At 67.5% G+C, this 12,485-nt stretch carries 12 protein-coding genes; 4 read left to right on the top strand and 8 right to left on the bottom strand.

Annotated features, from left to right (window positions below; genetic code table 11):
* Position 1: 1 nt before the first annotated feature.
* Positions 2-880, bottom strand: a complete 879-nt coding sequence (locus tag CAL13_RS10765) for an amidohydrolase family protein (protein WP_086072366.1) — start codon at positions 878-880, stop codon at positions 2-4.
* A gap of 107 nt (positions 881-987) precedes the next feature.
* Between CAL13_RS10765 and CAL13_RS10770 the strand changes: the two genes are divergently transcribed.
* Positions 988-1,887 carry a LysR family transcriptional regulator gene (locus CAL13_RS10770; protein ID WP_086057396.1) on the top strand — a complete coding sequence of 300 codons (900 nt, stop codon included), beginning with the start codon at positions 988-990 and terminating at the stop codon, positions 1,885-1,887.
* A gap of 65 nt (positions 1,888-1,952) precedes the next feature.
* Here CAL13_RS10770 and ggt read toward each other — a convergent pair whose 3' ends face one another.
* A complete protein-coding gene (ggt, locus tag CAL13_RS10775) occupies positions 1,953-3,554 on the bottom strand; it encodes a gamma-glutamyltransferase (RefSeq protein WP_086072367.1) in 1,602 nt (533 codons plus the stop codon).
* A gap of 39 nt (positions 3,555-3,593) precedes the next feature.
* Positions 3,594-4,619, bottom strand: coding sequence for a Bug family tripartite tricarboxylate transporter substrate binding protein (locus CAL13_RS10780; RefSeq protein ID WP_157664845.1), 1,026 nt, complete (start codon positions 4,617-4,619; stop codon positions 3,594-3,596).
* A gap of 145 nt (positions 4,620-4,764) precedes the next feature.
* On the opposite strand from CAL13_RS10780, the gene CAL13_RS10785 reads away from it, so the two are divergent.
* Complete coding sequence (locus CAL13_RS10785; protein ID WP_086072369.1) at positions 4,765-5,664, top strand: LysR family transcriptional regulator; 900 nt, start codon at positions 4,765-4,767, stop codon at positions 5,662-5,664.
* 142 nt (positions 5,665-5,806) lie between these two features.
* On the opposite strand, the gene CAL13_RS21335 is transcribed toward CAL13_RS10785, so the two are convergent.
* The 5 genes from CAL13_RS21335 to CAL13_RS10805 all read right to left on the bottom strand — a co-directional run bounded on the left by CAL13_RS21335 (position 5,807) and on the right by CAL13_RS10805 (position 9,388).
* Positions 5,807-5,971 (bottom strand): hypothetical protein, encoded by a 165-nt coding sequence (locus CAL13_RS21335; RefSeq protein WP_198297828.1) that lies wholly within the window; start codon positions 5,969-5,971, stop codon positions 5,807-5,809.
* Between the two features lie 81 nt (positions 5,972-6,052).
* Positions 6,053-6,733, bottom strand: a complete 681-nt coding sequence (locus CAL13_RS10790; protein ID WP_157664846.1) for an acetoacetate decarboxylase family protein — start codon at positions 6,731-6,733, stop codon at positions 6,053-6,055.
* Entirely contained in the window at positions 6,730-8,154 is a 1,425-nt protein-coding gene (locus tag CAL13_RS10795) for a hydroxysqualene dehydroxylase (RefSeq protein ID WP_086072371.1), read from the bottom strand. The genes CAL13_RS10790 and CAL13_RS10795 overlap by 4 nt, the downstream gene beginning before the upstream one ends.
* Positions 8,155-8,202: 48 nt before the next feature.
* Positions 8,203-8,691, bottom strand: a complete 489-nt coding sequence (locus CAL13_RS10800; protein ID WP_232462564.1) for a GlcG/HbpS family heme-binding protein — start codon at positions 8,689-8,691, stop codon at positions 8,203-8,205.
* A gap of 34 nt (positions 8,692-8,725) precedes the next feature.
* A complete protein-coding gene (locus CAL13_RS10805) occupies positions 8,726-9,388 on the bottom strand; it encodes an N-acetyltransferase (RefSeq protein ID WP_198297829.1) in 663 nt (220 codons plus the stop codon).
* Positions 9,389-9,985: 597 nt separating this feature from the next.
* Here CAL13_RS10805 and CAL13_RS10810 point away from each other — a divergent pair.
* Positions 9,986-10,789 (top strand): alpha/beta fold hydrolase, encoded by an 804-nt coding sequence (locus CAL13_RS10810; RefSeq protein ID WP_086072372.1) that lies wholly within the window; start codon positions 9,986-9,988, stop codon positions 10,787-10,789.
* Positions 10,786-12,459, top strand: a complete 1,674-nt coding sequence (locus CAL13_RS10815; RefSeq protein ID WP_198297830.1) for a PAS domain-containing hybrid sensor histidine kinase/response regulator — start codon at positions 10,786-10,788, stop codon at positions 12,457-12,459. The genes CAL13_RS10810 and CAL13_RS10815 overlap by 4 nt, the downstream gene beginning before the upstream one ends.
* Positions 12,460-12,485 lie beyond the last annotated feature (26 nt).

Genomic DNA, 12,485 nt, shown 5'->3' on the forward strand with positions numbered 1-12,485 from the left:
CTCAGGCACGCAGGGGGGCGAAACGATAGAGCCGGTCCGGGTTGTCCACCAGGATGCGACGCCGCATGGCGGGGTCCGGACACAGGCGCAGGAAGGTGTTGAGCAATTCCCCGTCGTCCGGCATCTCGCCCGCAACGTTCGGGTGCGGCCAGTCCGTGCCCCACAACAGGCGGTCCGGCATGGTCTCCAGCAGCGCGGCCACCAGCGTTTCGCCGTCCTGGAACGGCCGCGCGCCCGTGCTGGAGACGCGATCCAGGCCGGATATCTTGACCCACGCGCCGGGGTGGCTGCGCAGTGCGAGCAGGGCCTGGAAAACGGGGTTGGCCGCGCCGCCCGAGGCCGCCACGCGGCCCATGTGGTCGACCACGAAAGGCACGGGCAGTGTCTTCAGCCGCGGCAACAGCGCGGGCAGCGAAGCTTCGTCGCTGTGCACGCAGACATGCCAGCCGAACGGCGCGATGCGCGGCGCCATGGCGGCCAGTTCCTCCCAGCCCGAATTGCCCAGATGGGCCACGAAGTTGTAGCGCACGCCTCGCACGCCCTGGCGGTCCAGTTCGGCGATGCGCGCAGGTGTGGCGTCCGCCGGCAGCAGCGCGATTGCGCGGTACTGGCCCTGGCCCTTGCGCAGCGCATCCAGCGTTGCCGACATGTCGTAGCCGTGGCAACCCGGCTGCACGATCACGCCACGGGTAAAGCCCAGTTGCCGGTGCAGCGCGCGCAGTTGCTCGAAGGGCGCATCCGGCGGCGTATACGGGCGGGGCTCGGCGTAGGGGAAAACGCTGGCCGGACCAAACACGTGGAAATGGCTGTCGCAAGCGCCGGGCGGCAGCGCGTCGCTGGGCGGGGTGATCCGGGCGAGGGGAGGGGCGCAATCTGGCATGAAGGAATCGGGCCTGCAATCGAGACCCGCATCATCCCCAGGCCCGCCAGATCGGGCAATGGCGAACGCCGGATTTCAGATATAGAAAAAACGTATACCATTGCGCGATGGACCTGAAGCAAATCCGCTCCTATATCGTGGTCTGCGAGACGCAGAGCCTGTCGCGCGCCGCCGACGTGCTGGGTCTGTCGCAGCCGTCGCTGAGCCGGCAGATGCAAATGCTGGAAGCGGAACTGCGCCATCACCTGCTGACCCGTACGGGCCGCGGTGTGGTGCCCACCCCGGCCGGGCTGCGCTTCCTGGAGCATGCAAAGGCGCTGGATGACCTGGCGGCCCATGCGCGTCAGGACATGCGGTCGTACGCCGGCACGGCGCAGGAGCGCGTGCGGTTGGGGATGCCGCATCGCGTGGCGCGGCGCCTCGCGCCGCGCATCGTCCAGACCTTCCGCCGTCAGCACGCGGACGCCGCCTTGACGGTGGCCGAAGGTCTCAGCTCCGAGATGAGCGAATGGCTGCTGAAGGATCGCGTCGACCTGGCGCTGTTGTATGACCCGCAGCCTTCGCGGCGGGTGCGTTTCGAATCGGTCTATCGCGAGGAGCTGGTGCTGGCCTACGTGAAGGCCTGCCGGCCGGCGCCGCCGCGCCGCGTGCGCGCCAGCGAACTGAGCCGTTATCCCCTCGTGCTGCCCAGCGCGCCGAACACCATCCGTGCGCTGGTCGACAAGACCTGCCGGGAGCTGGACGTGGAGCTGCATATCGCGGCCGAAGTCGACGTGGTGCACACCATCCTGGAGACCGTTACGCAGGACAACCTGTACACCATCCTGCCGCGCAGCGCGCTGCATGACTCGCCGGGCCAGCACGAACTGGCCTGCTCGGAGATCATCGACCCGGTCATCATGAACAATCTCACGCTGGCGACGCCCATGCGCGATCCGCTGCCGCCCCTGGTGGAGGCGACCGCGAAAATCATCCGCAGCCTGGATATGCGGCAGTTGTTCGCCTAGCCGCGGAGCGCCTTGGCGCGGCCCAGGAGGTTCATCGCGGCGACGGGCCGCCGTCCGGGCGCGTATCAGTAACCGACGGGGTAGCCGTCCTTGCGATGGTCGGAAGCCGCCACGTAGCCGCCGTTCAGACGCATCGCCATCTGGGCGCTGCCGAACTCCAGGTTGAAGCGCGGCGCGACCTCGATGGTGTGCCCCATGTCGCGCAGGCGCGCCACCACATCGGGCGGCGTATTCCATTCCACCGCCACGCGCAGGTTGTCGTCGGTGATGCGCCAGCGCGGCGCGTCGCTGGCCGCTTGCGGATTCTGGCCGAAGTCCGCGATACGGCTGGCGACCTGCAGATGCCCCTGCGCCTGCATGGAGCCGCCCATCAGGCCGAAGCTCATGAGCGGCTCGCCGTTCTTCATCAGAAAGCCCGGAATGATGGTGTGGAAGGGTCGCTTGCCCGGCGCCACGACATTCGCATGGCCGGCGCGCGTGCTGAATCCCCAGCCGCGGTTATGCAGGGCGATGCCGGTGTCGGGCACCACCACGCCGGAGCCGAAGCCTTTGAAGTTCGACTGGATGAACGACACCATGGTGCCGTTGCGATCGGCGGCGGTCAGGTAGACCGTGCCGCCGCTGTGCGGGGACCCTGGCAGCGGCGCGCCGGCCCGCTTCGGATCGATCAGGCGCGCGCGATCGGCGAGGTAGGCGGGATCCAGCAGATGTTCCGCCGTCACCGTCGCCATGTGCGCGGGGTCGCCTACGTATTCGTACATATCGGCGAAAGCGAGGCGCATCGCCTCGATCTGCAGATGCAGCGTTTCGGCGGTGTCCATGCCCGTTTCGCTCAGATCGAAATGGCGCAGCATGCCCAGCGCCATCAGGGCGCCGATGCCCTGGCCGTTGGGGCCGATTTCGACGAGCTCATGGTCCCGGTAGCGCATGCTGATGGGCTGCACCCAGTCGGCCGTATGCGAGGCCAGATCGGCTTCGGTCATCAGGCCGCCGGTGTCGCGCGCATGGCGGGCGATGGCCGCGGCCAGCTCGCCGCGGTAGAAGCTTTCGCCCTTGGTGCGGGCAATGCTTTCCAGCGTCCCGGCCTGTCCGGGGCAGCGGAAGCGCTCGCCCGGCAGCGGCGCGCGCCCGTTGGGGGCGAAGGCTTCGCGATAGCCCGGCTGCCCGCTGAGCTCGTCGACCTGCTTCTGCCATTGGCGGTGCACGGTAGGCGAAACCAGGTAGCCGTCGCGCGCATAGCGGATGGCCGGTTCGAACAGATCCTCGAAGGGCAGGGAGCCGAATTTTTCCCAGATGGCCCGCCATCCGGATACGGCGCCCGGCACGGTTACGCTGCCCCAGCCGATCTTGTCCATGCTGTCCATGCCGGCAAACCGCGCCGTTTCCCACGCCGCTGGCGCGCGTCCGGACGCATTCAGCCCGTACATCTCGCCCTGATGCCAGACGATGGCGAACATGTCGCCGCCGATGCCGTTCATGCAAGGCTCCACCACGGTCAATGCGATGGCCGTGGCGAGCGCCGCATCGACCGCATTGCCGCCGCGGGCGTACATCTGCAGGCCGGCCGAACTGGCGAGCGGCTGCGACGTACTGACGACGTTGTCGGCCAGCAGCGGCATGCGCTGGGAGGGATAGGGAAGGGTCCAGAAGGGGTCTGCGATCGGCATGGCGGAAACGGGGAAGCTGATGAAGTAAGGAAGCGCCGGTTACTGTGCGGCGGTGATGTTCAGGCTTTGCACCTTCTGCTTCCAGAATGCGCGCTGGTCCTGGATGAACCGCGGCGTGTCGGCGCCGGAAATATCGCTCACCTCGAAGCCCGGCACCTCGATGGCTTTCTGGAAGGCGGGGTCGCTCTGGACACTCTTCAGCGCCTTGGCCAGCGTGGCGATGCGGTCGGGCGGCGTGCCCTTGGGCACCATCAGCGCGAACAGGTTCTCGGACTCCAGGCCCTTGATGCCCAGCTCGCTGAGCGTCGGCACGTCGGGCAGCGAGCTCAGGCGCTTGGCCGACGCCACGGCCAGCACGTTGATGCGGCCGGCCTTCTGCTGCGGCAGCGAGCTGGACGGACTATCGAACATGAAGATCGATGAGCCGGAGATCACTTCCGGCAGCGCCTGGCTGCTGCCCTTGTACGGGATCTGCAATGCCTGCACGCCGGTCTGCTCCTTGAAGATCTCCGCCTCCAGATTGGACAGCGTGCCGGCGCCCATCGATGCATAGTTCGATGCGCCGGGCTTGGCCTTCAGGTACTGGACCAGGCCCTTGACGTCCTTGATGCCGGAGTCCGCGGGCGTGACGAGGATGTGCGGCGCGCTGGCAATGCCGCCCACCGCGTCCAGATCGTCCAGCGAGATGCGCTGCGGCCCATTGATGGCCTCGTTGATCGTCGTCGACCCGACCGAGGAGATATAAAGCGTGTAGCCGTCCGGCTTGGCGCGGGCCGCGGCCTGCATGCCAATCAGGCCTGCGGCGCCGGGGCGGTTCACCACCACCATGGACTGGCCCAGCGCCCCGCCCATCTTCACGGCAAGCTCGCGCGCCAGCACGTCGGTGGCGCCGCCGGGCGGAAAGGAAATGACCAGCTGGATGGACTGGCTGGGATAGTCGTCGGCCGCCGCGGGCTGCGCGACGGCCAGACCGATGGCCGCCGCCAGTACGGCAAACAGCCGGCGGCGCGCGGAAACCTTCTGGACATGGGCGCCTTGGACGGCGCCGGCTTGCGAGTACTTCACGAAATTCCCCTTGTGTCGATGCGGTGGCGTTCTGGCCATCCTGCCTGCCTTGTGCCGGCAGGCCGCCCGAAAATTCTACGAATTGCGATTTCAGCAATCAAATTCTATATTTCGAACCCCGATTGCCATTTTGTGAACCCAGCCGATGCTCGACACCGCCCACCGCTATTTCCTGGAAGTGGTCCGCACCGGCAGCGTGAAAGAGGCCGCCGCCAACCTTCATGTGGTGTCCTCCGCGGTCAGCCGCCAGATCGCCAAACTGGAGGAAGCGACCGGCACGCCGCTGTTCGAACGGCGCCCCAACGGCATGACGCCGACCCGCGCCGGACAACTGCTGTTCGATTACGCGCAGCGCGCCGCAATCGAGGCGCAGCGCGTGCGGCATGAGTTGCGCGGCCTGCGCGGGTCGGAACTCAGCACCATCCGCATCGGCGTGAACGAGACGGTGGGCCGCAACCTGCTGGCGAACATCCTGGGGCCGTACCGCACCCGGCATCCCGACGTGGTGTTCCGCTTGCGGACCGCGTCATCGGCCGGCGTGATGCAGGCCGTGGCGGACGGCAGCGTCGACATCGGCCTGGCTTTCCGCATCAAGACCGGCAGCGCCAAGTCCGGCGCCATCGCGGTGCGCCACGAGGTGGATTCGCCATTGAGCGCGATCATGGCGCCGGGGCATCCGTTGGCGTCGCGCGCCCGCGTGTCGATCGATGACCTCAGACCTTATCCGATCGCCTTGACCGATTCCGGGGCCACCGTGCGGCTGCTGTTCGACGCATTCGCGGGCGGCGGCGAAGGGCCGCCTTTCGACGTGGCGTTCTCCAGCAATTCTTCTTCCGTCATCTATTCGATTGTGAAGACGGGGCATGCGATCACGCTGGGCGGCGAGATCATCCTGCGCGGGGAGCTGCAGCGCGGCGAGCTTGTCGCCGTGCCGCTGGCCGCGCCCCCATTCGCCCGCCGCACGCTACAGGTGCAGACCGCGGCGGAACGCGAGCTTCCGGAAGCGGCGGAACGCTTCATCGCGGCGCTGATCGCCGCGCTTTGAGGTACCTGGCTTTGCACGCGCAAGGCCTTGCACCATGTAGTGAACCGTGACGACCTTGCTGGTCCTGGGCGTGTAGGCACGTGCGGTCAGGTCACGAATGAAAAGAGCCGCCCGAAGGCGGCTCCTGCAGCAACCCCAACGCTTATTCGCGGTTTTGGTTGCGCTCGTTGCGGTCCTGCTGATTCTGCTGCCGGTTCTGCTGGTTCTGCTGGTTTTGCTGCCGGTTCTGGTTGTTCTGCTGATTCTGCTGGTTCTGGTTGTTCTGGTTCTGCTGGTTTTGCTGGTTTTGCTGGTTCTGCTGGGACATGATGATGAGCTCCGAAGAAAGCGCACGGGTGAACGGCGAGACTGCCGCGGGGCTATCACAGCAATGCCCGTGCCGCTCGCCCTATACCCCGAACTGCGCCGATAAGCTGTCCACCCGGACGCTGAGCAAGGGCGTACGCTCGCGCAGAAAGGCCAACGGTCCCTCCGGTTCGAAGCGCCATCGCGCGTAGCCCAAGCGCACGCGTCCCTGCAACAGGCAGCGCGTACGCACCGGCCCTTCAGGGCCGCGCTGAATCGTCCATAGCGGCACACGGATCGGCATGACCAGCCCTTGCCGGTCCTGGAAGCGCAAGCTCGCGACGAATCGGCCCTGTTCGTTCAAGCTCGCTTGGAACAGAGCGCCGGGATCCCCATGAACGGCCTGAGCTGGCCCCTTGCCGAACGCAGCGACCCGTTTCGGGATGCGCCACAATTCGCGCCCGCCGGCGGCGGCGGTTTCATCGTCGACCCAGATCGGCCCCACAGTGCAGGCGGGCGCAATCAAACCCGCCGTCCGCACCGCCACGGCGAAGAGCATCTCGCGATAGGCAAGGGTCCCGCTGGGGTCGTACTCCGCCCACGCGGTGACGCACAGGGCTCGGCCGGCGAACGACAGGAAGCGGGCGCCCGGCACCGCGGGCAAGGGCAGGGCCCGCACAGGCACACGCCACAGGCTGACGTAAGCGGCGCCGTGCAGCCGCCACGGTGCGGGGGGGCCGGCGTAGGAATGCGTTGCCGCCGCCGTATCGCGATCGTCCGTCATCGATCCCCGCTCCTGCGCCTGAGCAGGCGCGTCAAGCCGCCCGGCACGGGCGGCGGCAGCGCCAGCGTCCGTGGCCGTCCGAGCTCGGCAAGCACCGCTTCCGCAGCCAGGGCGCCGGCGCGAGTGGCGCTTTCCATGCAAAACGGCAGCCCCGTATCCACCCAGTCGCCGGCCAGGAAAAGCCCCGGCTCCCATCGCGTCGGCGGCCGTATCGTTTCGATGCCGGGCCGGGCGCAGGGCACCGACATGGGAATCCGGTGTACCGCCGTGGCGAGCAGCGTCGCGCGCCCCGCCAGGGCGGAGAACTCCGCGATTTCCTTCAGCGTGGCGTCGATCAATTGCCCATCGGAACAGTCATCGACGCGGTGGCTCCAGATGATGTTGGTGGCAACCAGCGATCCAGCGCCCGGCACGGTCGGCCGCACGTTTGAAAGATCGTAAAAGTCGGTGTTGTACGCGGCGGGCGACCAGGGCCGCGCCCAAAAGGGCGACGTCGTGATCTTGCGATCGAACCACAGGAAGCAGCTGACATAGGGGCTGGGCGCGAAGCGCCGCGCCAACGCCGCCATGGGGTGGGCCGCCGGCAGCAACGGCGGCACGGCGGTGGGCGGAACGGCCAGGACGACGGGCGCGTCCACGCGGCTGCCGTCGGCCAGGACAATGCCGCTTGCCCTGCCATGCTCCCAGACGACGGCTCGCGCCGCGCAGCGGCACCGCACCTGTCCGCTCCCTTCGATGATCCGTACGCAAGGCCAGGCGTACAGATCGCTCAGCCCCACCTTGGGAATGCCGAAGGCCACGTCGTTGTGGCCGAGCATCTGCGAGAACAGCCGCATCAACGCCGCCGCGGAGCACGCTTGCACGGGAAGGTTCAACAGGGCGATCGAGGCCGACGCCCAGAACCAGTCGATGAATGCCGGGCTTACCCCACATCGCAGCAAGTAATCGCGGCCGTTCTCGTTGTCCAAAGAAAGGATGTCGGCGGGCGTACTGCGCATCGTGCGCCATGCCACCGGCACGTTGGACAAAAGCTGGCCCAGCGGCACGCTGGGCAGGATGCGCGGCAGGTTGCGCAGGTAGTGCAGGGGGGCCGGCAAGCCGCCCACTCTGAAATGGATGTGCCTGCCCTTGTCGAGCACGGTCAGCAGTTCTTCGGTCTGCCAGTGGACCTGCGCCTCCGTCCCAAGGCGGCGCAGCAGCGCACGCATGTTGGCGTACTTGTTCAGTAGGATGTGCGGGCCGATGTCGATTGTGTCGCCGGTGGCGTCGTGGCGCCAGCTTCTGGCGCGTCCGCCCGGCGCATCACTGGATTCGACGACCAGCACCTTCAGCCCCATTTCGGCAAGCAGCGCGGCGCACGCCAGCCCGGCGATGCCCGCCCCGACGACGACCGTATCGGGATGCAGCGCCGGGGTTGGCATGGGGGGAAGTGTGCTGAAGCGGCGTGGACGGATGCGGCCGGGAAGCCGTCAGTTCTTCAGGGCGGCTGCGCCAGCCTCGGCAATGTCTTCGTCATGCTGCGGCGTATCGGCGGACACGCCGATGGCGCCCACGACGTGCCCGTCGACGACCAGCGGCACGCCGCCGCGCATGAGCACGAAGCCGCGCGCGGTAATGGCGGCCTGGCGCGGACCGTTGATGGCGTCTTCCAACGCGCCGCTGGGCCGGCGGAACATGGCGGCCGTGCGAGCCTTGCCCGGCGCCAGCTCCACGCTGGCCGGCATCGTGTTGTCCATGCGCAGCAGGACGATGGGCAGGCCATCGCTGTCGGCCACCGCGATCACGCCGGGCCAGCCCGCCTGCGTCGCCCTGGCCTGCGCGGCCGCCGCCACTTTTTGTGCGGCCTCCAGCGTCAGAACCGGCCGCGTGGGAAGATCGGCCGCCGTCGCCGCGGGAATCGAGACGATGAGACCGGCGGTCAGGCAAACGGTTGCCGCCGTGCGCATAAGAACGTGCATGATGAAGCTCCTGTTTGGCGGCCAGGACGAAACGTCACGGATTCTGCGTGCCGGGCCGCATGGGTTCAAGCTGAAACGGCGCGCCGCGCGGGCGCGCATCGGTTACATCGTTTCCAGGGATTGTCCGGCGGGGCAGGCCGGACAGGATGCGCGCGCGGCTCCTGTCGTCCTCCCAACCGCGGCCCCACAGGATCATGCGGGTGCCGAGCCGATCGAGCAAGGTTCGTTCCACCTCGCTGCCCAGGCAGATCAGCGGCCCGCGCCGCAACGCCACATAGCTCGACGGGTACTTCGCCGCCAAGGCATGCCACAACGCGTGCGCGCCGCGCGACTGCCGCGCGCCGCTGACCAGGCACCAGCCGGCGTCGAGCTCGCGTGCGTACAGGTATCGGGCCAGGCCGCGACGCTGGTATTCCGGCGCAAAGCGCGAATGCGGCGACCGCACGTGGCGGTCTGTCCGCCGATCGACCTCGACTAGCCGGTTGAATACGGTACAACCGGCCAGCCTGCCGTGCCGGGTGTCCTCGACGTAGACGTACGATTCGCCGTCGGCCTCGCGGCGGCGCACGACGAGGCCAGGGTGGGGCAGGGACGCGATTACAGGCGCGAAGGCATCGCCGCCATCGCGCACGCGCGCGTAGAGCGCGTCCAGTTCGGCCCGCAAGGCGTCCGCCTGCAGTTCCACGTCGACCCTCATGGGTCGTCGGGCAGCGCGGCGGGATGATGGGACGAGTCGACGCCAGGCGGCGTGGGGACGCGCCGCCAGAGGCCGCGCGGCGATCCGGAGATCCCGCAGGCGCGGCACAGGGCAGGGGGCATGGAGCGCTCCTGTCAGGTCGCACGCCGCAGCAGCGGCGCAACGGTCTATGCGCGGGGCGGGCCCGGTGACCTGAAAGAGTGCGCTTGGGAAGAATGCTGGAGGTCGCCGGGCCTAATCATGTGCGGCGAAAGCCGCGGCAGGTCCGGTCCGGTGAATCCGATGCGGGCGGGCACGCGCGCCGCCGATTCGCGGGTGCGAATCGATGCCTTCGTATAAAGCGCGCGGGGCATGCCGTTCGATCATGGCGGCGATTGTAGGCCGTCCACGCCCCGTGGTCCAACGCGGCCGGACGGCAGGATTGCCGTGCCTGCCCGGCAGCACGCCGCTCCGCCGCGGCACAGCGCAAGAACGCGGCATGCGCGTAACGGCGAGATATGGACAGGCGCCGGCCCAAAGCGGTGCCGGGCGTACAATGCCGCAACGAGAACGCGCTTGTCCCCGCCCCCTCGTGACGGCAGCAGCAGGGAGAATGCGTTGAGCATCCTGGAAAGGAACAATGTCATCATGCGCGGCCATGGCGCCAGGCCCATGATGTTCGCCCACGGCTTCGGCTGTGACCAGAACATGTGGCGATACGTCTGGCCCGCGTTCGCGGACGACTATCGCATCGTGCTGTTCGATCACGTCGGTTGCGGCCAATCCGATCTGGCCGCCTACGACGAAGCCAGGTATGGCTCGCTCGAAGGCTATGCCGACGACGTCATCCAGATCTGCCGCGATCAAGGCATCGCGGGCGGGGTATTCGTCGGCCACTCGGTCAGCGCCATGATCGGCGCGATCGCTTCGATCAAGGCGCCGGAGCTTTTCGACGATCTGGTGATGATCGGACCATCGCCACGGTACATCGACGATGCCGGCTACGCCGGCGGATTCACTGAAGCGCAGATTCACGAGCTGCTGGATTTCCTCGATGCCAACCACATGGGCTGGTCGCAGGCCATGGCGCCGGTCATCATGGGCAACCCCGACCGCCCCGAACTCGGCGAGGAACTGACGAACTCCTTCTGCAGGACCGACCCTGAAATCGCCCGAAAATTCGCGCGGGTGACCTTCCTTTCCGATAACCGCGCCGACCTTCCTCGCGTTGCGGCCCGCTCGCTCGTGCTGCAGTGCTCCGAAGACGTGATCGCCCCTGAAGCCGTCGGCGAGTTCGTACATCGGCACCTGCCCAACAGCCGCTATGTGCGGCTGCAGGCCACCGGACACTGCCCGAACCTGAGCGCACCCGAAGAAACGGTTGCCGCGATGAAGGCATTTCTCGACGAGACTGGACGGTGACCATCCCGGCGCAAGGCGGCCCGCCCCACGTCGACGACTTCGAAGACCTTTTCGAAAACGCGCCGTGCGGCTATGTGTCCGCCGCGGGCGACGGGCGCATCATCCGGGCGAACCGCACGTTGGCGCATTGGCTGGGACGGGACAGCAGCGAATTCGCCGGCCGGCGATTCCAGGATTTTTTGAACATCGCCGGCAAGATCTACTACGAGACACATTTCGCGCCGCTGATCCGCATGCAGGGCTTCTTCCACGAGGTGGCGCTGGACCTCGTGCGCGCCGACGGCACGACGCTGCCCGTGCTCGTCAATGCGGTGGAGCGGCGCGACGGCGAAGGGCGTTTGCGCTTTCTCCGCATCACCGTCTTCAATGCCTCGGACCGGCGGCGTTACGAGCGGGAGCTGCTGCAAGCGCGCCGCGCGGCCGAGCAGGCCAATGCCGAGTTGCGCGAGCTGAGCCGCACGCTGGAGGCGCGCGTGGCCGAAGCCGTGGAGGAGCGGATGAAGGCGGAAGCGACGCTGCGCCAGGCCCAGAAAATGGAGGCCTTGGGCCAGCTCACCAGCGGCGTCGCCCACGATTTCAATAATATGCTTGCGGTCATGGTGTCCGCGCTGAATCTGATCGAACGCCGGCTGGGCAAGGACAGCGGCGTCGAGAAATACCTGGCCGCCGCAAAGGCAAGCGCCGCGACCGCCGGCGCGATGATTCACCGCATGCTGGCGTTCGCGCGTCAACAGGACCTGGCCCCGCAAGCGCTGGATCCGAACCGGTTGGTCGCCGAGATGTCGGAGCTGCTGCGGCGCGCGCTGGGCGAAACCGTGCGGCTGGAAACCGTGCTTGCGGAAGGACTGTGGAACATCCACGCCGACAAGAATCTGCTCGAGAACGCCATCCTGAACCTGGCGGTGAACGCCCGGGACGCCATGCCTGAAGGCGGGCGGCTGACCATCGAAACCGCCAATTGCCAGTTGGCAGAGGCCTATGCGGCCGAACATGGCATCGCGCCGGGCCCCTATGCCATGATCGCGGTCACCGATACGGGAACCGGCATGACGCCGGAGGTCATCGCCAAGGCGTTCGACCCGTTCTTCACCACCAAAGGCCCCGGCAAGGGTACAGGGCTGGGGTTGAGTCAGGTGTTCGGTTTCGTCAAGCAATCGGGCGGCCACATCCGGATCTACTCGGAGCCCGGCCAGGGCACCTCGATCAAGATCTATCTGCCGCGCCTCGATGGCGCCAGCGGCGGCGCGCACGCGGCGACGTCACAGGCGATGGCCCGCGGCGAAGCGTCCGAGGTGATTCTGGTCGTCGAAGACGACGAGCACGTGCTGTCGCTGACCGCGGAAATGCTGCGCGACCTGGGTTACGGCGTGCTGCAGGCACGCGAAGGGGCGCAAGCGTTGGCCACGCTCGCCGCCCACCCTGAAATCCGCCTGCTGCTGACAGACGTGGTCATGCCCGACATCAATGGCCGCCGCCTTGCCGAGGAAGCCCAATCGCGCCGCCCCGGCCTGCAAGTGCTGTTCACCAGCGGCTATGCGGGCCATGCCATCGTGCACAACGGCATGCTGGACGCGGCGGCGAACTTCCTGCAAAAGCCGGCGTCGCCGGAGCTGCTCGCGGCAAAGGTAAGGGCGATCCTGGATGGCGGCGCTGCCGGCCGCAAAGCGTGAAAACATCCGCGTAAAGCGGCGGCGTC

The organism is Bordetella genomosp. 9, assembly GCF_002119725.1.
GTDB lineage: Bacteria > Pseudomonadota > Gammaproteobacteria > Burkholderiales > Burkholderiaceae_B > Bordetella_C.

Coding starts and splice junctions, on each gene's coding strand:
- CAL13_RS10765 (WP_086072366.1), bottom strand. CDS start 880: ATGCCAGATTGCGCCCCTCCCCTCGCCCGGATCACCCCGCCCAGCGAC.
- CAL13_RS10770 (WP_086057396.1), top strand. CDS start 988: ATGGACCTGAAGCAAATCCGCTCCTATATCGTGGTCTGCGAGACGCAG.
- ggt (WP_086072367.1), bottom strand. CDS start 3,554: ATGCCGATCGCAGACCCCTTCTGGACCCTTCCCTATCCCTCCCAGCGC.
- CAL13_RS10785 (WP_086072369.1), top strand. CDS start 4,765: ATGCTCGACACCGCCCACCGCTATTTCCTGGAAGTGGTCCGCACCGGC.
- CAL13_RS21335 (WP_198297828.1), bottom strand. CDS start 5,971: ATGTCCCAGCAGAACCAGCAAAACCAGCAAAACCAGCAGAACCAGAAC.
- CAL13_RS10790 (WP_157664846.1), bottom strand. CDS start 6,733: ATGACGGACGATCGCGATACGGCGGCGGCAACGCATTCCTACGCCGGC.
- CAL13_RS10795 (WP_086072371.1), bottom strand. CDS start 8,154: ATGCCAACCCCGGCGCTGCATCCCGATACGGTCGTCGTCGGGGCGGGC.
- CAL13_RS10800 (WP_232462564.1), bottom strand. CDS start 8,691: ATGCACGTTCTTATGCGCACGGCGGCAACCGTTTGCCTGACCGCCGGT.
- CAL13_RS10805 (WP_198297829.1), bottom strand. CDS start 9,388: ATGAGGGTCGACGTGGAACTGCAGGCGGACGCCTTGCGGGCCGAACTG.